At 53.3% G+C, this 19717-nt stretch carries 23 protein-coding genes; 19 read left to right on the top strand and 4 right to left on the bottom strand.

Annotated elements, in window-relative coordinates; translation table 11 throughout:
• Positions 1-36: 36 nt before the first annotated feature.
• Both ACOCLE_RS20030 and ACOCLE_RS20025 read right to left on the bottom strand, forming a co-directional pair.
• Positions 37-723, bottom strand: coding sequence for a DUF2959 domain-containing protein (locus tag ACOCLE_RS20030; RefSeq protein ID WP_419533961.1), 687 nt, complete (start codon positions 721-723; stop codon positions 37-39).
• A 2-nt stretch (positions 724-725) separates the two neighbouring features.
• A complete protein-coding gene (locus ACOCLE_RS20025; protein WP_020582609.1) occupies positions 726-923 on the bottom strand; it encodes a YqaE/Pmp3 family membrane protein in 198 nt (65 codons plus the stop codon).
• A gap of 253 nt (positions 924-1176) precedes the next feature.
• On the opposite strand from ACOCLE_RS20025, the gene ACOCLE_RS20020 reads away from it, so the two are divergent.
• The 6 genes from ACOCLE_RS20020 to ACOCLE_RS19995 all read left to right on the top strand — a co-directional run bounded on the left by ACOCLE_RS20020 (position 1177) and on the right by ACOCLE_RS19995 (position 6214).
• A complete protein-coding gene (locus tag ACOCLE_RS20020; RefSeq protein ID WP_419533960.1) occupies positions 1177-1905 on the top strand; it encodes an aspartate/glutamate racemase family protein in 729 nt (242 codons plus the stop codon).
• A 70-nt stretch (positions 1906-1975) separates the two neighbouring features.
• The gene (locus ACOCLE_RS20015) at positions 1976-2236 is read left to right on the top strand and encodes a YdcH family protein (RefSeq protein ID WP_020582607.1); all 261 of its coding nucleotides are present in this window, start codon (positions 1976-1978) and stop codon (positions 2234-2236) included.
• Between the two features lie 70 nt (positions 2237-2306).
• Positions 2307-3461 (top strand): beta-aspartyl-peptidase, encoded by a 1155-nt coding sequence (gene iadA / locus ACOCLE_RS20010; protein WP_419533959.1) that lies wholly within the window; start codon positions 2307-2309, stop codon positions 3459-3461.
• 12 nt (positions 3462-3473) lie between these two features.
• Positions 3474-4397 carry a LysR substrate-binding domain-containing protein gene (locus ACOCLE_RS20005; protein WP_419533958.1) on the top strand — a complete coding sequence of 308 codons (924 nt, stop codon included), beginning with the start codon at positions 3474-3476 and terminating at the stop codon, positions 4395-4397.
• Positions 4398-4743: 346 nt separating this feature from the next.
• Positions 4744-5577, top strand: coding sequence for a CDP-diacylglycerol--serine O-phosphatidyltransferase (gene pssA / locus ACOCLE_RS20000; protein WP_020582604.1), 834 nt, complete (start codon positions 4744-4746; stop codon positions 5575-5577).
• 139 nt (positions 5578-5716) lie between these two features.
• Positions 5717-6214 carry a hypothetical protein gene (locus ACOCLE_RS19995; protein ID WP_419533957.1) on the top strand — a complete coding sequence of 166 codons (498 nt, stop codon included), beginning with the start codon at positions 5717-5719 and terminating at the stop codon, positions 6212-6214.
• 201 nt (positions 6215-6415) lie between these two features.
• Here ACOCLE_RS19995 and ACOCLE_RS19990 read toward each other — a convergent pair whose 3' ends face one another.
• Entirely contained in the window at positions 6416-7696 is a 1281-nt protein-coding gene (locus ACOCLE_RS19990) for an ISKra4 family transposase (RefSeq protein ID WP_419532972.1), read from the bottom strand.
• 353 nt (positions 7697-8049) lie between these two features.
• On the opposite strand from ACOCLE_RS19990, the gene ACOCLE_RS19985 reads away from it, so the two are divergent.
• The 12 genes from ACOCLE_RS19985 to ACOCLE_RS19930 all read left to right on the top strand — a co-directional run bounded on the left by ACOCLE_RS19985 (position 8050) and on the right by ACOCLE_RS19930 (position 18572).
• Entirely contained in the window at positions 8050-9033 is a 984-nt protein-coding gene (locus tag ACOCLE_RS19985; protein WP_419533956.1) for a hypothetical protein, read from the top strand.
• A gap of 57 nt (positions 9034-9090) precedes the next feature.
• Positions 9091-9957 carry a hypothetical protein gene (locus ACOCLE_RS19980; RefSeq protein ID WP_419533955.1) on the top strand — a complete coding sequence of 289 codons (867 nt, stop codon included), beginning with the start codon at positions 9091-9093 and terminating at the stop codon, positions 9955-9957.
• A gap of 114 nt (positions 9958-10071) precedes the next feature.
• Positions 10072-10437 (top strand): hypothetical protein, encoded by a 366-nt coding sequence (locus ACOCLE_RS19975; protein WP_419533954.1) that lies wholly within the window; start codon positions 10072-10074, stop codon positions 10435-10437.
• A 3-nt stretch (positions 10438-10440) separates the two neighbouring features.
• Entirely contained in the window at positions 10441-11094 is a 654-nt protein-coding gene (locus ACOCLE_RS19970) for a DUF6682 family protein (protein ID WP_419533953.1), read from the top strand.
• On the top strand, positions 11095-11700 hold the full coding sequence (locus ACOCLE_RS19965; RefSeq protein WP_419533952.1) for a hypothetical protein: 606 nt from the start codon (positions 11095-11097) through the stop codon (positions 11698-11700).
• Positions 11700-12053, top strand: a complete 354-nt coding sequence (locus tag ACOCLE_RS19960; protein WP_419533951.1) for a hypothetical protein — start codon at positions 11700-11702, stop codon at positions 12051-12053. The genes ACOCLE_RS19965 and ACOCLE_RS19960 overlap by 1 nt, the downstream gene beginning before the upstream one ends.
• Positions 12054-12062: 9 nt before the next feature.
• The gene (locus ACOCLE_RS19955; RefSeq protein ID WP_419533950.1) at positions 12063-12434 is read left to right on the top strand and encodes a hypothetical protein; all 372 of its coding nucleotides are present in this window, start codon (positions 12063-12065) and stop codon (positions 12432-12434) included.
• 46 nt (positions 12435-12480) lie between these two features.
• Positions 12481-13083 carry a hypothetical protein gene (locus ACOCLE_RS19950; RefSeq protein ID WP_066017966.1) on the top strand — a complete coding sequence of 201 codons (603 nt, stop codon included), beginning with the start codon at positions 12481-12483 and terminating at the stop codon, positions 13081-13083.
• Between the two features lie 27 nt (positions 13084-13110).
• Positions 13111-13875 (top strand): hypothetical protein, encoded by a 765-nt coding sequence (locus ACOCLE_RS19945; protein ID WP_419533949.1) that lies wholly within the window; start codon positions 13111-13113, stop codon positions 13873-13875.
• 6 nt (positions 13876-13881) lie between these two features.
• Positions 13882-15510, top strand: a complete 1629-nt coding sequence (locus ACOCLE_RS19940) for a hypothetical protein (RefSeq protein WP_419533948.1) — start codon at positions 13882-13884, stop codon at positions 15508-15510.
• Between the two features lie 15 nt (positions 15511-15525).
• Positions 15526-17658: a hypothetical protein gene (locus tag ACOCLE_RS19935; RefSeq protein WP_419533947.1), complete on the top strand. Its 2133-nt coding sequence runs from the start codon at positions 15526-15528 to the stop codon at positions 17656-17658.
• Between the two features lie 32 nt (positions 17659-17690).
• On the top strand, positions 17691-18572 hold the full coding sequence (locus ACOCLE_RS19930) for a hypothetical protein (protein ID WP_419533946.1): 882 nt from the start codon (positions 17691-17693) through the stop codon (positions 18570-18572).
• A gap of 9 nt (positions 18573-18581) precedes the next feature.
• On the opposite strand, the gene ACOCLE_RS19925 is transcribed toward ACOCLE_RS19930, so the two are convergent.
• Positions 18582-19004, bottom strand: coding sequence for a hypothetical protein (locus ACOCLE_RS19925; RefSeq protein ID WP_419533945.1), 423 nt, complete (start codon positions 19002-19004; stop codon positions 18582-18584).
• Here ACOCLE_RS19925 and ACOCLE_RS19920 point away from each other — a divergent pair.
• Positions 18996-19691 (top strand): hypothetical protein, encoded by a 696-nt coding sequence (locus tag ACOCLE_RS19920; protein WP_419533944.1) that lies wholly within the window; start codon positions 18996-18998, stop codon positions 19689-19691. The two genes, ACOCLE_RS19925 and ACOCLE_RS19920, sit on opposite strands and share 9 nt — an antisense overlap.
• The last annotated feature ends 26 nt before the right edge of the window (positions 19692-19717 follow it).

Genomic DNA, 19717 nt, shown 5'->3' with positions numbered 1-19717 from the left:
CTGCTGGAGATCTTTCATCTCCAGCAAAATCGCATGCTAAGGCTGCTTGATTGCTTTAATAAACTGTCGTGACTGGTCAATAGAGACCTGCATATCACTGATCAGACGATCAATATCGGCCTTGATAGTATTGAATTCACCTTTCAAAGCACTGATGGCCCGGGCGTTCAGGTTATGCTTCAGATAAAGCACCTGATCCTGAAAGGCATCCAGTACTGGCTGCATCCGTTGTTCAGATTTTTCCAGACTGACCATCATTCGCTGATACTGACGTCGGGTGTCTTTCAGCTTTTGGGCACTGGCTCTGCGCAGGCTGTCACTCTTATATAGGTTGAGTTCTTCTTCCCACTCGTCAAACAGTGCATCAGAAACACTCTGGACGCTGGCAATACGGTCTCTTACTTTTTCTGCAGCGGCCAGGCTGTCTTCGTATTCAGCATTCAGATCGTTGTAGGCTGCTTCGAGGTCGCCACCATCAAAGTTGATGACACTCTGGAACTGCTCCAGTGCGCTTTGGAACTGCTCCTGTGCCTGCTCCTGTGCACTCTGGGTATCTTCAATGCGATCTACCATTATATCGCGTTTATGAATGCCTACTTTTTCCATGGCGCTGTAATAAGTGCTCTGGCAGCCAGCCACCATAAACGAAATAACCAATGCTCCGGCAATCTTCAGACTGCGGGACAGAAAGGCATGGTCAGACAGCGAAGTTTGTATGTTCATACTCAATCTTTTTTCTCAATAGCGTCGATCAGCTCTTTGTTACGCTTGTCGGCCAGATGATTATTCACAACAAAAAGTGCATGAATAACACCGGGAATCCAGCCCAGAATGGTAAGAATGATATTCAGAATCACCTGAAATGGTTTACCGCAGAGTAGCACGGCTAATGGCGGCAAAATAATTGCCAGAAAATAACGCATAGAGGCTGACCTTTTCTATGGAAATACCAGTTTCTCGTACTTGGAAGTGCTCAGAGTAATGAGTATTTCAGGTTCTTGGTAATGTAAATTAATCGTTAACGGTTTTTGTACCACAAACCTCTGAGGATAGCGAAGGTAGTGTAGCCAACAGGACCTATGCCATTTCGGCATCATTTGACCGTTTTAGGCATTTCACAACTACCTGCCCTATGGAAAACACTGTGCTTAGAGACCAATTCTGGTGTGGAGCAGAATGATGTTGGGGATTCTTGGGGGAATGGGGCCACTGGCAACAGTGGATTTTATGCAGAAGGTGATTGCCCTGAGTCAGGCAGCGACTGATCAGGATCATATCCCGATGCTGGTACACAATGTGCCGCAGATACCGGATCGCAGTGCCTGTATCCTTCAGGGAGGAGAAGACCCGTTTCCGGCCCTGCTGCAAGGGCTTAAGAGGTTGGAAAATGCAGGAGCACAATGCGTGGTTATTCCCTGCAACACCGCCCATTACTGGTTTGATGCTCTGAAAGAACATGCCTCAGTTCAGATGATCAGTATTGTGGATGTCGTCTGCAAAGAGCTGGCTCGACGAGGCATTCTGAATGCGGGACTGATGGCAACCAACGCAACCGTTGCTGCTGAAATTTATAAGAACCGCATTCACACAATGGGTGGTCAGTGTCTGGTGCCTGATGACCTTGCCCAGCAGCAGGTTATGACCGCTATCTATGACATCAAGGCGGGTCGTCTTGAGCAGGGTGCCCAGGGCATGGAAATGGTTTTTGACGCATTGATCAATGAGGGTGCTGAAGCCGTTATTCTCGGTTGTACTGAAATTCCGATCGGCCTTGCCAGTATTGCCAGACAGAAACCTGAACTCTGTGTTGATGCTACTGAGCTGTTAGCCAGAGCCTGTGTCGACTGGTATTACACTGGCCACGACAATCACTACCAGGGCGACGTTCACCAGCAAGCCGCATGATACATGGACAATAGCGCCTACTTTGGAAGCTGCCTAAACTGATTCAGGTTGTTCTAAAGGAGGTTGCTCCATGTCTGAAATAAAAGATGCTCTGAGCCATAGCCTTTATCATGAGTTTCCAGAGCATCATGATCAAATCAACCGATTAAAACAAACGGATAGCGTCTTTGCTGAAAAGGCAAATGAATATCACAAGCTGGATCATCAGGTGCGCGGACTTGAAGACAGTGATGTGCCCGTAACCGATGACGTTTATAACGATTTGAAACAGCATCGTGCAAAGTTAAAAGATGACCTTTATCAGATGCTGACCGCAAATCAACCACCTTAAATATGAGCTGAAAAAAGAGGCTGATTAAGAAAGCACCTTTTCAGGTGCTTTCTTTTTCTCTGGGGGAAAAATGTTTCTGCTGTTGAAGAATGCTGAGCTGTATTCACCGGAGTATCTTGGGAAAAAAGATATACTGGTTTGTGGAACTAAAATCGTTGCCATTGAAGATAAAGTGGATCAGGTTCTGCCTGGTCACTGTCATGTGGTCGATATGCAGGGCGCGATTGTTGGTCCGGGACTCATTGATCAGCATGTGCATTTAATCGGTGGTGGCGGTGAAGGAGGGTATGCTACCCGTGTACCTCAGCTGATGCTTTCTGATCTGGTAAAAGCGGGCCTGACCTCTGTTGTGGGCATTCTTGGAACGGATGGTATTACCCGTTCACCAAAGGATCTGTACGCAAAGGTGAAGGCACTGGAACTTGAAGGTTTGAATGCCTTCATGCATACGGGTTCTTATGAGGTGCCAACCCGAACCATCACCGGTTCCATCCGTGACGACATGGTTTATGTGGATAAGGTCATGGGGGTTAAGGTTGCCCTGGCAGACCACCGTTGTTCATTCCCTTCCACGGAAGTTCTCGCTCAAATGGTGTCTGACATCCGTATCGGGGGAATGGTGTCTGGTAAGAAAGGTGTTCTCCATATTCATATGGGCGAATTGCCAGATCCGATGGCTCAGATTAATCAGCTGATTACCATGGGTCTGCCGATTCAGCATTTTTCTCCAACCCATATTAACCGTAACGAAAGTATTTTTGCCGAAGCTGTCGATCTGGCAAAACGGGGTGGGCATATCGACCTGACCTCTGGCGGTGCATGGCTCGACAATATTGCAGACAGCGTTCGTTATGCTTTATCTCAGGGCGTGCCAATCAGTCAGTTGACCATCAGCTCAGATGGCAATGGCAGTATGCCTAAGTTTAATGCGAAGGGTGAGATGGTGGGTGTTACAGCAGCCAATGTGGATTCCAACCTTAAGACAATACCGAGACTGTTGGATATCGATCTTGGTCTGAGCGATATCTTTTCCCTCCTTTCCACGAATGTGGCAGACTCAGTGGGTATTGCAAAAGGTCGAATAGCGGTAGGCTGTGATGCTGATTTTACCGCATTTTCTCATTCCGCCCTGAGCCAGCATGAGGTTGTAGTCAGTCATGTTATTTCCCGTGGACAGTTATTAATGTCAGAAGGTGAATTACTGGTGAAGGGCACATTCGAATAGCTCTGAGTCTGGATGAACCTGGAAACCAAATGGCTGGAAGATTTTCTGGCTTTAGCGGAGCTGCGCAATTTTTCCCGGGCTGCGCAGCTTCGGAATGTCACCCAACCGGCATTCAGTCGCCGTATACGCAGCCTTGAGCAATCGCTCGGTGTTGAGTTGATTGATCGAGCTACAACGCCTCTGGCGCTTACGCCGGAGGGGCGATTGTTTCATACGACTGCCAGAAACCTGCTTCGACAGATGGAGGATGGTCTGCACCAGCTGAAAGGACAGAATGGTGTAGGGCCACAGCCGTTGGACTTTGCTGCAGCCCACTCCCTTTCCGTAACGCTGTTACCAGAACTGATACAGACCATGAGCAATGATGGCCATGTTCTGAGAAGTCGGGTCGAGAGTATTGATGTCGATCTGGCTGTTGAGGCCCTTCAGGAGGGGCGGTGTGATTTTCTCCTGGCTTTTGATATTGAAGCCCTGATGCAGCCTCCTTTCCTGTGCCTTTCCCTGGGTAACACCGAACTTCGACCGGTTTGTGCGCCAGGTGCCGATGGTTTGCCTCTCTTCAAGCCTGACCAGACTGAACCTGTCCCTATTCTGGGTTACAGCCCGGCAGCGTTTATGGGAAGGCAGGTGAATGGTTTGCTACGGGCTATTGATGACCTTCCCCGGTTTCAGCCGGTTATGGAGTCTTCTCTGACGAACCTGTTGAAAGTCATGGCATTGAATGGCAGTGGCATTGCCTGGCTGCCGGGCTATGCCATTGTTGATGAGCTGGCCAGCGGGCAGCTGGTGGACTTCGTCGACCCGGAAAAGCATCAGGAATATTGGGGCTCTGTTGAGATCAAGCTCTACCGTAACGATGTACGCCTGCATGCTGGTGCTGAACGATTCTGGTCTTCACTTCGTAAACGATGTCAGCAGGGTTGGTCTTTGACCTAGGGCCTGTTAACGTTTCGTTGCGAGCTCAGCGGATCAGGGCGCCCCTATGACGAGGCGTGGCATTGCAGTAAGGCTGGTTGCCTTTCAAAATGCCGCAACGAAGTCATAGGGGCGCCCTGATCCGCCCGAAGGGTGACCCAGAAAAGCGCCATCTGCTTTGTCAGACTTGCTTGATGTAGAATAACTACACGCTGCACAAGTCTTTCGCGCATATGACGCTTTTCTGGGTCACTGAGTACGCAACGAAACGTCAACAGGCCCTAATGTTTGATCTGACTGTATCCCTCAAAAAGGGTATTCGTGGTACAGTCTCACGCTGGTTCTGTAATGATGAGCAGATGTTTCAATGACTGAGAAAATGGAAAGGCCGGGGAGTAATAAAGATGCCGTCGACGGCTTTTTTCCTATAGACGAGCATGAAGAAGAGGTGATTGAAGAAGGGCAGGCGATCCGACGCAAAGGAATCTACCTGTTACCCAACCTTTTCACTACTGGCAACCTGTTTTGCGGTTTTTACGCCATTATTGCTGCACAGGCAGGTAATTTTTCCCTGGCCTGTATTGCAGTATTTGTCGCCATGATTCTGGATGGCCTGGATGGTCGCGTGGCCAGAATGACCAATACCATGAGCAAGTTTGGTGAGCAGTATGACAGTCTGGCGGATATGGTCACCTTTGGAGTTGCCCCTGCCATGGTGGCTTTTAGCTGGGCACTGCAGGATCTTGGTAAGTTTGGCTGGATGGTAGCCTTCATCTATGCAGCCTGTGCTGCTCTAAGGCTGGCCCGGTTTAATGCCCAGATTGAAGTCACAGACAGTCGTTATTTTACCGGTCTTGCCAGTCCTGCGGCGGCAGCCGTTGTGATCGGTATGGTGTGGGCATTAAGTGACTTTGGCTTCAATGGTGAATCGACCTTTGTTGCCTTACTTGGCTCGCTGATTACCGGTGGAGCCGGTGTCTTGATGGTGAGCAATATTCGCTATCACAGTTTCAAGAAAATTGATCTGAGAGGTCGGGTACACTTTGTGTTCCTGTTGGCGATAGTTCTGGCGTTTGCTGTTGTGTTTATGGACCCGCCCCGTACATTGTTGCTTATCTTTCTGGCCTATGCCTGCTCTGGACCAATCATGGCGATCTGGCGTATGGGTGAAAGCAAGAATGATCAGGAGGAGGCTATCTAGTTTTTCTTTCCCTCTTTATAAAGCCAGTATTGCTGGCTTTTTTTATGCCTAAACAATACGTATAGGGAATGCAATGATATGAACCGCACGTGGCGTAGCAGGTCTTTGAAGGAAAGATAAAATTGATGAGGAAAAATAAATGTCTGTAGGCCTGTCTGGGAGAGCAACTCCACCGCCATATAGTACAACGACCCAAGAGAAAAATGGCCAGCCTGAAAATACTAATAAGGATAGTGGTATCGTGGCAGTGGTTGTTGAAACCCAGTTATCTCAAGCCCAGTCAACAGATGAAAGCCAATTATCATTAGACACATCTAGAATACGTATTGTTCAAGTTGACCATAAGCTACGATCTCCTGGTAATGGACAGAGTGGCAATGCTAATGGGGCGTCTCAAGAATCTAAAAGCGAGGAGGGGGAGTTAGAGGATACTGTTTCTCAGTTAACAAAAGCTAAGAAAAAACCGGCTCGTTCGAGACGCGACCGGCAAAGCACAATTAATCCAGATGAGGTCCAAAAGGCGCGAGAACAAGCTCAAGGCTCTCAGGTCAGTATGAGGTCTGGAGCAATGAGGGTGGATTCTGACGGCAATAAGGCATCTGGCGTTACAATTACTAAGAGTGATGCAGGGGTATGAGTGCACAATAGAGTGATAAGGAGAGTTTGTACTTTGTGTCAGGGATGTTAAAAGATTAGCTTGCAATAGTTGAGCATATCTTCTTGTGTTGGCAACATAGCAAGAATGCTAGCCTTCAGAGTGAGGCATAATAAGAATATCGAAATGATCTTCAGGAAGGAGTGATCATGCTACGGGTGCTCTCTCAATTTGATAACTGACTCATAGGTTAGCTTCAACCTTTCCAGTCATGAACTCAGACCAAAGTTGTTCCCAGCGCCCCTTACTCTGGATCAGTGCTCTTGTTGTCAAAAGCACTTCCGCTCCTGTTGCTTTCCACCTCATTCCAGAACCACATAATCGTTGCTTTACCAGAGTCTTACAAGCCGCTTCAGTAACTCCTGAACCTATTGGCCAATGGCGTTTAAGCGCCTGATGATAATTCATTAACTGGTGATTGTTTGTAAAATAGCTCACAGCTTTGTAGCGCTTCTCTGTCAGTGCGATTGTCTTTTTCGGGAGCTCGGCTGATTCAATTTCCTGAAGGATTTTTTTGGCTGCTCCACGCTTGTTTTTCAAACTATGTAGCCTGTCTTCAAGCCACTGGTGTCGCTTCGCCTTACTGGTTGGAAACAGTGCTTCCGCTGCTCCAGCTAAATATTCAGATGCATGATAAAAATCGAGTATCTGCCCAGAGGTATGTTGTTTCAAATAACTCCAGTTTTCTCTAGCCCCGTCAGCTACCCCGATGTATGTGGCATTTGGGTAGAGTCGTTTTAGATCTGCAATCTCCTCGTCGAGCTTGCTCATAAAGCTTTGTTTACCATACTCTGGCGAACTGGCTGTATATATCGTGTGGAGCCTGTCTCCATCTGCAGAATATAGGCTCAATGTCCCACACATGGCTTCCCTCCAGCCTTCTTCACAAAGCAGCATGCAGGTTCCATCCAGACCAATGGCTATTGTTTCAACAGGCTCTTTTAGTGGAGGAAGGTGGTAGTGAGTGTCTTGCTGGTCTTCAATTAATGCACCTACTCTGTCCGATAAATGCTTGATATAAGAATTTGAAAGCGTCCTTTGATGGTTGGTCTCAAAATCTTCTTTTACCGCAGGCGCTGGCATCTGGCTGTATTTCCAGGCGATAGACTTGGCAAATTTGGGGGTAGCTGAACCAATAATACCGGCACGAAGATCAAGTGCTGCCAGAGTACTGCCACCTCTGACACCCTGATATACGGAGCGCTCCAAAGGTATACGACCGTATAAGGTTTCATAGTGCTTAAGAACCTTTCCTTTGTAGTTCCACTTCTGCTGATTAACGACGATAGGTTCTTTATTGGGTGATTCAAATAGCCCCAATAACTCTTTTGTTCCAAGCTGCCCGGCTTCATTGAGTGCACGCTGTAAACTATCTTCAAGATTCAGCATGTTGCCTGAATCTATAGAAACTTCAATTTGCAAAACGATGCTTTTGGTAGAGCTGGAAATAACAGAAGCGGGCATGACAGTTAACTATTATGAGTGGTGTTCCCATAGTAGCTGTGAAAATAGAGCACTATTGTTTCAATCATTCAGAGAGAGCACCCTCCTGCAGGGTAAGACTCAGGAACTCAGTGATCTGATGCAACTGTCGCAGCGATCGCGAACCTATTTACGACAATAACTTTCGTCGCTACCCGCTGTCCGCTCCCCGCTTCCCGTAAAAGCCAAACCAGTATCGTCTTTTACGGGTGGCGGGCAGCGGAAAGCGGGCGGCGAACAATGCCTGAAAGAACATGGACAAGCCCCGAGCCCCACGGACTTTCACAGGCGCAACCAATGTGGACAAGCCAACGAGCCCCACAGGGAGAGTGAAGATGGCCATAGATGCCGAAAAGCTGGATCAGGAAACTGACGCCGAACTGGCAGCCCTTATGGGTTTGACTACGGACGCCCCTGCCGCTTTTGCACAGCAAGAAGACGAGCAGGACAAGCAGACCGATCAGAACCCACCCGCTGATGAGTTACCCCCGCCACCCGAACCGGAGTCGGACGCTGATGACGAACCGTCAGAGCCGCCTGCTCCAGCATCCAATGACGATAACGGTGAAGACTGGCAGGACAAGTACACCAAGGCGGAAGAGTCCCGCAAGAATGCCCATGCCCTGATGACTCAGGCCACCCAGAAAGCCGCTGACCTGGAGCGGAGCAATACCGAGCTTCAGCAGCAGATGGCGTTGCTGAAGGCCAAGGTGGATCTGCTCAGTCAGCAGGGTACTGCTCAGCCAAACAGTGAGCCAGAGCCGTCCGACCAGTTCCAGGAACTCCGTAAGGACTACCAGGAGCTGGACCCGGTGTTCAACAAGCTGGATGAGTCGGAACAGCTCAACCGCAAACTGGAACAGCGGCTGGCCGCCATTGAGAAGGCTCGGCAGGAGCAGGAGGCGGAACGGGCACAACAGGCATTCTGGAACAAGTTGCGCAGTCTGCATCCGGATGTAGAGCAGATCTCAGCCAGTGAGGATTTTAAAGGCTGGTTTGCACGACAGGCTGCTGATGTTCAGGAGTTGAGTCGTGTCAGCCCATTGGGTGCAGCGCAGGTCATGAGTCTCTATAAAGAGGCCGCAGGTGTAAACAAGCCTGCACCGAAACCGGTACCTGATCCAGTACAGAAAATGCAGCAGGCAAAGCAGCTGAGTGAACCGCCGGTGCGGACCCACTCAGTCCCTAAAACCCGGGGGCACCAACCGACCCTGACGCTGGAACAGATTGCGGCCATGCCGCAGAAAGAGTTTAACGACAATGAAGAAAAACTCGACAAGATTCTGGCCCAGTGGATCAAGCAGGGAGGTCGCCTCTGAGGGGAGCGTTTAATCATCGTCGTTTAACCGCTTCCCGTGATTCAAAGGACTTGAATCATGGCAAACACTACGTTTCCAACGGGGGCTATGGCCAATGCCCTGTCCGTTATTTATTCCAAAAAGCTCAACGCGAAGTTCTATAAACGAACCGTGTTGGCGGCCATCTGTAACACCAAGTGGGAAGGCGAGATCCAGTCGGAAGGCTCCAAGGTGGTGATCCGTACCCGGCCTGATATTACGGTCGCGGATTATGATCGTGCCGTGGGGGTTGAGTATCAGGATCTGGAACCACCCAAGGTGGAAATGCCCATCGACAAGACCAAGTACTACGCCTTTGTGGATGACTACATCCAGAGTGTCCAGTCCAATATCGAGCTGATCAACGAGTCTTCTGCGGATGCAGCGGAAAACGTGAAGATCGCGGTAGACGGCGATGTACTGGGGAATATCTACACCGATGTGCATCCGGACAACAAGATCGACGGCGGTGGTACTGGCGTCGTTGTGGATAAGACCAATGTGCTGGATTACATCGTCGATATGGGCACGCTGCTGGACGAGAAGAACATTCCTGAGTCCGACCGCTGGCTGGTACTGCCACCCTGGGTGTGCGGGATGATCAAGAAGTCTGAGCTGAAAGATGCCTCTCTGGCTGGTGATGGAACCTCCATCATGCGTAATGGCCGACTCGGGATCATCGATCGCTTCACGCTCTATTGCAGTAATAATCTGGCCACTGCGTCGGGAGTGACTCAGTGCCTGGCGGGTGTGAAAGATTTTGCCGGGTTTGCGTCGCAGTTTATCAAGCATGAGAGCCTGACGCTGGAGAAGCACTTCGGCATGGGGCACCGTGGCCTGCAGGTGTATGGGTACAAGGTGCTGAAGCCGGATGCGGGTGTTTTGCTGGCAGCGAAGCGTTCTTAATTTTTTCGCTGCCCGCTTCCCGCTGCCTGCTTCCCGTACAAGACTCCATTCGTGGTGCTTTTGCGGGGAGCGGTCAGCGGGTGGCGGGATGCGTTTTTCAGAGGAGCTGAAAAAATGGCCTTTAACCTGGAAACCTGCCGCAGCAAAGATGAACTGGAATCCTTTGCCCGGCAGATGTTTAACGTGGAGCTCGATAAGCGCAAGAAGCTGGATGAGTTAAAAAACGAAATACGTCAGCTGATGAACGGTGGTGAACCACTGGAACAACCGGAAGAGCTGGAAGAATTGGAAGCGCCGGACGTGACTGAGGTGCCCACCGCGTTGGCACAGCCAGTACCATCACCACAATCACGTCACCGAAAGCCGCTGCGATTTGTGCTGAACAAGAACAACCATAGCGTCTTTATCTACAACCCGAGGCTGAAGAAACGAATAGGCGTGGATCTGGAGTTCTGTGATCAACAGGGTAACCGGCTGTAGGTGATGAAGGTTACTGCTATTATCCAGCGGGTTCGTGACCTGCTTCAGGACAACACGGCCGTTCCCCGCTGGACCAATGCCAACCTGCTGGATGCCTACAACGAAGCACTGCTGGCGGTGGTGCAGAACCGGCCTGATGTGAACTCTCAGCTCCTGCCCTTTACCTGTCAGCCGCAGGCGGTGCAGTCACTGCCGCCCGGCACTTACCGGTTGCTGGATATTGTGGACAATCCATCCACAGGCCGGACGGTGATTGCCTCCACCCGCAGCAGCCTCGACAGTCTGTTGCCCAACTGGACGACCGCCACCGGTACGGATGTGGAACAGTTTGTCTACGACCAGAAAAGTCCGTCCGTGTTTTATGTGTACCCTGTGCCCCCGGCGGATCACCCGCTTAATCTGCTGGTCAGCCAGGCACCCGCACGAATAGCCATTACCGATTTTGACACCGACACCCAGTTATTCAGTCTGGATGAGCTGTGGATCAACCCGGTGATCAACTACATGCTGTTCCGGGCATTCAGCATGGATATGGAAACGGAAGCCAATATGCAGCAGGCGCAGAGTTATCTGGCCATGTTTGCCAACGACCTGGGGCTGAAGTGGAATGTAGATCAGCTTTTCCGGCAAATGCTTCAGGGCAAGGTGGAGGGATAGATGGAACTGGACACCTACCTTTCCCGCATACGCCCGTATGCCAAGGGCTGCCCGGATCAGGTGATCCGCAATTACCTGATCATTACCCTGCGGGACATTTGCCATCGGGCCAATATCTGGCGGCACAGTGACAAGCTGTTTATGGTGAAGGGCATTAAGGACTACACCCTGACCGCCCCCGCTGGCAGTGAGATCGCCACGGTGCAGAACATCCTGCGGCAGGACGGCACCCGACTGGAAAGCCGTGATCTGCTGCCCCCTTATATATCTGCCAGCACCCCCTACTACTACCGCCATGTTGAAACCACTGCCCTGAGTGTTGCTCCGATCCCTGACAAGAGTGTCATGCACGATATTGAGCTGACATTGATGCCATCGTTTGCTGCCACAGAAGTGCCGGACGAGGTGGGCAATCTGACCCTTGAGTTTGCCTGCTGGGGTGTACTGGCGGATTTGCAGAGGATGCCCGATGAACCGTGGACCAACCCCCAGCTTGCAGAGGTCAACCGGCAGAAGTACGAACGGGAACTGAATAAAAAACGCATCCGTGGACTGGTGGGCGTCAGTGGTGGTGAGCAGTCGGTGACCCGCAGGCGGTTTGTCTGATGGCCATTCCTGCTTCCACCACCCTGCCTGCCTTTATCCGGGGTGACAGCTATTCCGTACCGGTGTCGTTCAGTGGTGAGGATGGCACGTCGCTGGACCTGACCGGGTGGACGCTGATCTTCACACTGAAGTTTCACCGGATGCAGCCGGATGACGAAGCCGCACTGCAAAAACGGATGACGGTATCCGGCACGACGGCGGTGATGTACCTGGCACCGGAAGAGACCAATGAGCTGACCCCCTACCGCTATGAGTTTGATGTCCAGGTCACCACGCCGGATGGTCAGGCGGTGTCGACGGTGGCCATCGGAACGGTTGTTGTTCAGGCAGGCGTCACCCACGCATTGAGATAGGAGCCCGCGATGGCCAACGAGACGACGGTGGTTGCCACCCTTGGTAACGGCGTGGCCGTGGTGGCTGCCCAGCAGCAGAGCATTGCCGAAGACCGACAGGCGATCGAGGAAGCCCTGGCCACGGGGTTGCCACAGATCGAAGAGGCTGTCGGGCGTGCCGATGCCCTGTCCAGCTCGCTGTGGGCGATGACCACGGAAAACCGGCAGCTCAACAGCGACATCATCCAGCACCATGGCGATATCCAACGCTGGCACGATGCCCATGAGGCCGACAAGTTGCAACTGACCGCCATGAAAAACGAGATGGAGGTATTGCATGACTCGGTGGCAGACCTGGTGAACCAGAGCCCTGCTGCCAATGTTAATGGCGGTTATTTCTGACCGCTTTTTTCCCCTGAACCGTCATAGATAGACAGGAGCGTCAACCATGGCGAACACCATTCAGATCAAACGCAGTGCCATTACCAACACCCCGGCCAGTCTGGCGGAAGGGGAGCTGGCCTACTCGGAGGCCTCCGGGTATCTGTTTATCGGTGAAACCGATGGCTCCGTGACCGCCGTTGGCGGTGAAACGGTGGTCACCAAACTGGCCGGGATCGACGACAACGCCAATAACTACAGCCTGCCCACGGCCTCTGGAGCGACCCTGGGTGGTATCAAGGTCGGGACCGGTCTGGCCATTGATGGCAGCGGTGTGCTCACCGCTACCGGTTCCGGAGGATTGAATGAGGCGCAGGTGGATGCACGAGTTCAGCTCGGTGTGGATGCCATTGTGGCCGGAGCCCCGGCGGCGCTGGATACCCTGAACGAACTGGCGGCGGCACTGGGGGATGATCCCGACACCATCAGCAACCTGACCACCCAGATCGGTACCAAACTGGCCAAGTCCTCCAACCTGGCGGATCTGACCAACGCCGCCACTGCCCGGAGTAACCTGGGGCTGGACAGCATGGCGCTTCAGTCTGCGGCCAGTGTCACCATCACCGGTGGTTCGGTGAACGGTGTGGTGCTGGATGGTGGCACCTTCTGATCCGGCAGCAACCAGAGGAATGGGCCTGTGTCCAACACCATCAAACTGAAAAGCTCGGCGACACCCGGCAAGGTTCCGCTGTCGTCCGATCTGGCCTCAGGGGAGGTGGCGATCAATACCGCCGATGGCAAGTTGTTCGCACTGGTGGGTGGGGTGGTGACCTCATTAACCGCGCCACCGGATCATATTCACACCATTGCTTCGGTAGAGAGCCTTCAGGACATTATTACCGACCTGACCGCACGGATAGAGGCATTGGAGAGCCAGGGCAATAACGCAGAGGAAGACGATATGAAACTGCTCAGTACGGTATCCCAGTCGGGTGTTTCAGAAATGGTGCTGGACATCGGTTTTGATGATGCGCTTTATGGCGGGTATCAGCTGGTCATTAATAACCTCGGGATTGATGACAACGGTGACTACCGGGAGAAAAAACTGGGCATGGCCTTTAAGCAGTCCGATGGCTCCTGGGTAACGGGGTACGGCTGGGCCAATACCTCGGTGATCAAGAGTGACGGGTATACGCTGTCGGGTGGCCAATACTCCGGCTATGCCCTGGTGAATGGTGAGATGGAGTCGGTCTTTCTGTCGGGGACGATGACGATCTCCGTGAACCCGAATGGTAAAGGCTCCTTCACTGCGCATCTGGACAGTGGCAACGGTGACCCGTACATCACGGCAACCCTGTCGGCACCGGTGAGTGGCTCGATCACGGGCATCAAGTTCTACGCGGAAGCCATGAACCAGAACAAACTGGTGGGCACGGTTTCGGTGTACGGCCTGAAAAAATAACCCACCATGAAACTCGACATCACCTCCTTTACCGGCGAAGTCCCCTGGCTGGACAGCCATCTGCTGGAAGATACTCAGGCGGAGGCAGCCATTGACTGTCGTTTATCCAATGGCAGCCTGAGAGCCTACTACCAACCCGCCGATGAAAAGTTCCTGAACGATACCCCGCAGTCCATCTACCTCTATCGCAACGAAGGCAACCGGTACTGGTTTGACTGGGCAACAAATGTGGACGTGATACGTTCCCCGGTGGCGGACGATCCCAATAATCGGGTTTACTACACCGGCACGGTCAAAGGTCCCCGCTACACCGATAATGGCCTTGCCCTGAGTGGTGGCAGTGACTATCCGGTTAATGACCATCAACTGGGGATGCCGGAGCCGGACGTGGCACCCGTGGTGACTCTCAGTGGCACACCGCTGGATGATGCTCAGGCAGTGGACGCCGAAACCCGCTTCTATACCTACACCTGGGTGGATGAGAACGGCCGGGAAGGGCCGTCGTCATTGCCTTCTGCTGAGATAAGCGTACTGCCCGGTGAAACTGTCAACCTGACATTGGCTTCAGGGCCGGGTGCGGTTGATATGAACATTACCCACTTCAGGGTTTACACCAGTACTCAGGTGGGCGTGTATCAGCTCTGTCCTCAGATCAACAACGCTGGAACAGTCTCTACCGATACCCCGGTGGGCGTCACCAGCGTGGTGGATCAAACCCCATGGGATCAACGGGGCGGCATCCTGAAAACCATCGGCTGGATCGCGCCTCCCAATGACCTGCAAGGCATGGTGCTGCTGCCCGGTGGCGTGGCGGTGGGTTTTTCCGGCAAAGAATTGATGTTCAGTGAGCCTTATCATTTATACGCATGGCCAGCGGCTTACCGGCTGGCGGTGGAGTATGAGATACAATCACTGGCGGTGGCCGCCAACAGTGTGATCATTGTCACTGACGGTTATCCCTATGTGGCATTCGGTACTGAACCCAGTGCCATGACCCTGGAACGGCTGGATACGGCCCATGCCTGCATCAGCAAACGCAGCATGGTGGATATGGGGGATATGGCACTCTACGCCTCCCCCGATGGGCTGGTGCGGATCGCTGGCGGCCGGGCTGACCTGATGACCCGTAACATCATCAACCCGGAAGACTGGCGGGAACGCTTCCAGCCGGAGACTATCCACGGCTGCTTCCACGATGGCCGGTACTTTGGTTTTTACGGTGACTCAATAAACGGCGGCGGTTTTATCTTCAGTCCTGACAGCGGCACCTTTACCGAGCTCGGCACTTACGCCGATGCCTGTTACCGTGATCTTCAGGATGACAGCCTCTATCTGGCCATCGGTGACACCATCAAGGCGTGGGACAAAGGCTCAGAGCTGATGCCATATCGCTGGCGAAGCAAAGTCTTTCGAGGAAAGCCTGCCCTGTTCAGTTCGGCAAGGATCATGGCGGACAGCTACACCGACCTGATGTTTCGGGTATTCCGTGATGAGCAGCAGGTACTGGAACTGCCGGTCACGTCTGACCGGGGCTTCCGTCTCCCCGCAGGCCGTGGCAGCCGCTGGCAGTTTGAGCTGGAAGGCACCGATACCGTGACAGCCGTGATTGTTGCCAGCTCGATGGCCGAACTCTAAGGACTGATTCCCTTTATGGCTAAATTTCCCGCACTGCCTGCAACGGTAGACCGCTACGTGCGTGAGTTCCTGAACCGCCTCGCCGGTCGCAGCGGCAATGCCGGAGACAAGGCGGTGCTGCACAGTGAGCTGGCAGAGCTGGGACTGGCCAAGGAGAAAGGGCAACGGTTGAGCCTGCCTGCCTCTGCTGTGGGTTCCATTACCGATACCCTGGAGCCGGTACTGCCAGATACAACGGTAACTGGTGATGGTGGAAATGGCGGTGGTGTTAACACACCGGACGTCCCAACTCCGGCCACCGGCCTGTCCTCCAATGGCATCTTTGGTGCTGTGATTCTGCAATGGGATGCCCCGGCCTATGATGGGCATAACCACACGGAAGTATGGCGAGCTCAGATAGATGACCGGGCGCAGGCGTCACTGGTCCACGAAGCCAGTGGCAGCCGCTATACCGATGTCACCGGCAATACCACGCTGCACTATTATTGGGTACGCCACGTCAACAGTGCCGGACAGGTGAGTGGCTTCAATGCACTGGCCGGAACCGCAGGACAAGGGACGGCCATTATCAATCTGGCCGACCTGATGCTGGAAAGCCCGGAGCTGTCGGAGCAGCCGTTTTCGGTGCGCAATATTGGCACCGAAGCAGAACCGGAGTATGTGTTGATCTTCAATGGCTATCTGGCCGTCAACGGCCCGGTGAATATCAGCCAGCTTCAGTCCGGTGAACTGCAAAACGGCACGGCGCTGACGGTGGGGCAGGGTTCCATCGAGCTGAGTACCGGCAGCGATGGATTTGGTCAGATGGTGATCACCGGCAGTGGTGGTATTGCTACCAATGATTACCTGGTGCTGAAAGAGGGGCGGATTGAGTCCTATATCTACACCGCCAGCTCTGGCCATGTTCGTTATAAAGAGGTGCGCCGCACAGAAAGCGGCATCGGCAGGCATAACAAGACCGTGGTGATTCCCGCCTATTTCAAAAGCCAGCCCACCATTAACCTCTATCCCCGCGATATTACCGTTTATAACGCCGACTACCCCGACCAGTCCCAGCGGCTGGAACTGTACCACTCATCCCCGATGCCTCACGGCTCCATTGAAGGGGCGTGGGTGTTCAAACCCTATGCCCGATTGCTGCTGGCGGATGGCAGCAAGACGGAGGTCAGGAACGCCCTTTACCAGGGGGCCAGCAATACCACCACCTTTACCAGAGGCGGTGTGGATCAGGTGAAAAAGGTCACCCTGAAAGGGCGGGTTGCCAGCCAGCGTTCCACCGGCAGCGGTGGTACCTGGCAGAACCGTAAGGTGAGCGTGACCCTCCGGTACCGGCAGCAATGGGGGGAGTGGATCGACGGGGAAACGGTGGCTGTGGACATCGACCAGTTCACCACCCACGACATCGAACTGAGCCAGACCATGACCCAGGGCCGCTATGAGGTGGGGTTGTATTTTTTAGCGGAAGACCGTGAGGGTACATTCAACAGTGGCAGCGTTACCTACGACTACCGGGATGAGAACAAGATTGCCAACCCCTACCAGAAAACCCTCAGTCCCACCAATTCAGCACAGACCTTCCGACACACCATTAGCATTGGTGACCCGCAAATCGGTTCCGGGTGGGAGATCAGCCGGATTTTGTATTTTGCCAAGGTGGATATACGGCTTGAGGTCAGGAACCTCTACCGCTATGACAGCAAAGCCTGGGGGCAGGACAAGGTAAAAGGACGGGCCAGGGTGCGACTCCCCAATGATCGGGGCGAATACAACACCTACGAGAAAACCACGTCCAATGACTCTTTCACAAAAGAGTGGGAAGTCACCTGGTTTACGGATATTTCCATGCGCTGGGAAGATGTGGTTCACAAAGACGGCAATATCTACCCGGAAGTGGAACTCTGGGCAGAAAGGGCCGGATATGACGGACAGTCACAGGCTGGCAGTTTTTACGAGCCAAACTACGTTCCTTCCAGCCAGGCTTATGTTCATATCCGCGAGATTGCTGCCACGATCTATTACCAGCGGGCGCAACCGGTCAGTGATGCCCCGCTTAACAATTTCTACTGGGACACCACCGCTTATGACCTCGGTGCCACCGATGTCAGCGTAGCCGACGCCATTATCCACTGGACGGCCACCGGCGAATAAACGGCCACGGGCTAATAAACAGGAGACTCACCATGGGCATGACACGTTCACAGGGACTCACCCGTCGGGGAATACCGGACTCTGGCATGAGTTACGGCCTGACCGGCAACAGTGCGTATCAGAAAAGCCTAGACCAGATGGGGAACTTCAATACCTTTTCACTGGGAGGCAGTAACAACCATCGCAACAGCGGTAACGGTTACGGGTTGCCCGATATAACACCCCGCTATGCCTACGATGACAGCGAGCAGCGTTACCAACTCAATATCGATGCAGCCACCGATGTGGCGGACCAGCTAAAGGAGTATGGCGACAAGCTGTTTGACGTGTTCGACAACTACCAGCCCAACTTTCAGTACCTGGGCGACAACGCCACGGTATCGGATGCCCAGTTGGAGAGCCGGTTAGGCGAGGCGACCAGCGACTATCAGGCCAACGCCGACCTGCAACAATCCGAGTACGAACGGGATATGCGCCGGATTGGCGTGAATCCCAATTCGGCACGGTTTGCCGGGTTTGGCACCAGCAATGCCCTGCACAAGGCGGCGGGACTCTCGGCCATCCAGAATCAGGTGCGGGACACCGCCAGAGAGGAAAGCTGGAACCGCAACCTCGATGTGGCGGAGCTGGGGCTGGATACCGCCAAGACCGCCACCGATGGCCTGAGCAGTGCCGCCAATGTCTACAAACTGGCGGCGGATATGTTCACTGACAACAAGATCAAGTACGACCAGCTCAATGAAGCCGCCCGTCAGTACGATCTGGGTTATGGCTTCAAGCAGGACGAGATGAAACTGGCGGCGCAGAACCAGGCGTTTAACCAGGCAGCGAACCGTTGGCAGAACGGACTGGTGCAGACCTACGATAACAACGGGCAGTGGAATTACCGCGAGTCGTTTGATTACGAGTATTAATTCACAGGGTCAGGGAGGATCACCATGTATATCGGACCGGATGGCAGGGTTTATCAGAACAAGTTTGATTCGATTGGCCACAGCACCAAAGTGCCAGGCTACGCCGATGAACAGCACGCCATCAACCAGCGCCTTGGTGAGCTGCGCAGACAGCAACAGGAGTACAATGGTCAGCAACAGCAGCAGGCTTTGAACCAGCAGCAGATAGATCGGACGGAAACTGACAATTTCTACAACCGCCAGCGGCAACTGGCCGAGGTTCAGGGTCAGCCTTATGGTGGTTATGGACAGGGCAACCCGAACAATAGAGGTCAGGCCGGACAGCCGCAAGGCAGTGGCGGTCAGGCCGGTTACGGAATGCCCATGGAGCGCAGGGAAACGGTGCAAAGCCCCCTGACGCAGGACGCGGGAAAGCTGAACCGGATGCTGCAAAAGTATCATCAGGGGCAGGACCCACGGGATGCGCAGGACGCCATCGAGTTTATCAACCAGCATCCCGGCATTAAGGCCAGTAACGTCAGCGGTATCCGCTTCAATCACAGCGACCGCAATGAAGACCCGCTGGTCAGCCTGCTCGGTGACGATGGTAATCCGGTGAAGCAGTTCTACCTCAGTTCCCTCTCCAACCTGAACAACTTTGCCGGTCAGAAGAAACAGACCTTTGATCCGGGCAATAAGGTCAATGATCCCGGGAAGTTGATCGAGCAATTACAGGAAGTCGCTGCCCAGCAGGCACAGGCCGATGTAGCAGGGTTGAGCCTCAAAGACCAGAAAGCCCAGCTACCGGAAGCGATTCAGGATCACTATGGGCAACTGATGAAACAGTATGGCCCCCGCAATCCGGGCTATGTCACCACCGGTGAGGAAACCCCGAACCGGACACCGGGCTTTGACCTGTTTGGTCAGCAGCAACAGCAGCAGCAACAGCAGCAGGACCCGCTGGCGGCTTTGAAGCAGGCATTGGGGGGCGGGGATGCAATGACACCGCCACCACCCCCTCCGGTAACGCCCAATGCCGCCGTGCCGAAGCAGGGGCAGGGTTATGGCTATTCCGGTTACAACCCATTGAACCGCACCCCCGGCACCTTCCGTCACTTCCATCCCTCAGCCGGACGATAACAGACCACTTCCCGCCTCCCGCCGCC

The organism is Endozoicomonas sp. (assembly GCF_965196975.1).
Taxonomy (GTDB): Bacteria; Pseudomonadota; Gammaproteobacteria; order Pseudomonadales; family Endozoicomonadaceae; genus Endozoicomonas.
The sequence above is the reverse complement of the archived record's forward strand: the minus strand, read 5'-3'. Positions and strand labels throughout refer to the sequence as shown.

Excerpts from the sequence above, each read along its gene's own strand:
- ACOCLE_RS19965 (WP_419533952.1), top strand. The coding sequence starts at position 11,095 with ATGGAACTGGACACCTACCTTTCCCGCATACGCCCGTATGCCAAGGGC.
- ACOCLE_RS19960 (WP_419533951.1), top strand. The coding sequence starts at position 11,700 with ATGGCCATTCCTGCTTCCACCACCCTGCCTGCCTTTATCCGGGGTGAC.
- ACOCLE_RS19990 (WP_419532972.1), bottom strand. The coding sequence starts at position 7,696 with ATGCCCGCTTCTGTTATTTCCAGCTCTACCAAAAGCATCGTTTTGCAA.
- ACOCLE_RS20015 (WP_020582607.1), top strand. The coding sequence starts at position 1,976 with ATGTCTGAAATAAAAGATGCTCTGAGCCATAGCCTTTATCATGAGTTT.
- ACOCLE_RS19950 (WP_066017966.1), top strand. The coding sequence starts at position 12,481 with ATGGCGAACACCATTCAGATCAAACGCAGTGCCATTACCAACACCCCG.
- ACOCLE_RS19975 (WP_419533954.1), top strand. The coding sequence starts at position 10,072 with ATGGCCTTTAACCTGGAAACCTGCCGCAGCAAAGATGAACTGGAATCC.
- ACOCLE_RS20020 (WP_419533960.1), top strand. The coding sequence starts at position 1,177 with ATGATGTTGGGGATTCTTGGGGGAATGGGGCCACTGGCAACAGTGGAT.
- ACOCLE_RS20025 (WP_020582609.1), bottom strand. The coding sequence starts at position 923 with ATGCGTTATTTTCTGGCAATTATTTTGCCGCCATTAGCCGTGCTACTC.
- ACOCLE_RS19980 (WP_419533955.1), top strand. The coding sequence starts at position 9,091 with ATGGCAAACACTACGTTTCCAACGGGGGCTATGGCCAATGCCCTGTCC.
- ACOCLE_RS19995 (WP_419533957.1), top strand. The coding sequence starts at position 5,717 with ATGTCTGTAGGCCTGTCTGGGAGAGCAACTCCACCGCCATATAGTACA.
- ACOCLE_RS20030 (WP_419533961.1), bottom strand. The coding sequence starts at position 723 with ATGAACATACAAACTTCGCTGTCTGACCATGCCTTTCTGTCCCGCAGT.
- ACOCLE_RS19935 (WP_419533947.1), top strand. The coding sequence starts at position 15,526 with ATGGCTAAATTTCCCGCACTGCCTGCAACGGTAGACCGCTACGTGCGT.
- iadA (WP_419533959.1), top strand. The coding sequence starts at position 2,307 with ATGTTTCTGCTGTTGAAGAATGCTGAGCTGTATTCACCGGAGTATCTT.
- ACOCLE_RS19940 (WP_419533948.1), top strand. The coding sequence starts at position 13,882 with ATGAAACTCGACATCACCTCCTTTACCGGCGAAGTCCCCTGGCTGGAC.
- ACOCLE_RS19930 (WP_419533946.1), top strand. The coding sequence starts at position 17,691 with ATGGGCATGACACGTTCACAGGGACTCACCCGTCGGGGAATACCGGAC.
- pssA (WP_020582604.1), top strand. The coding sequence starts at position 4,744 with ATGACTGAGAAAATGGAAAGGCCGGGGAGTAATAAAGATGCCGTCGAC.
- ACOCLE_RS20005 (WP_419533958.1), top strand. The coding sequence starts at position 3,474 with ATGAACCTGGAAACCAAATGGCTGGAAGATTTTCTGGCTTTAGCGGAG.
- ACOCLE_RS19985 (WP_419533956.1), top strand. The coding sequence starts at position 8,050 with ATGGCCATAGATGCCGAAAAGCTGGATCAGGAAACTGACGCCGAACTG.
- ACOCLE_RS19920 (WP_419533944.1), top strand. The coding sequence starts at position 18,996 with ATGCTGCAAAAGTATCATCAGGGGCAGGACCCACGGGATGCGCAGGAC.
- ACOCLE_RS19955 (WP_419533950.1), top strand. The coding sequence starts at position 12,063 with ATGGCCAACGAGACGACGGTGGTTGCCACCCTTGGTAACGGCGTGGCC.
- ACOCLE_RS19970 (WP_419533953.1), top strand. The coding sequence starts at position 10,441 with ATGAAGGTTACTGCTATTATCCAGCGGGTTCGTGACCTGCTTCAGGAC.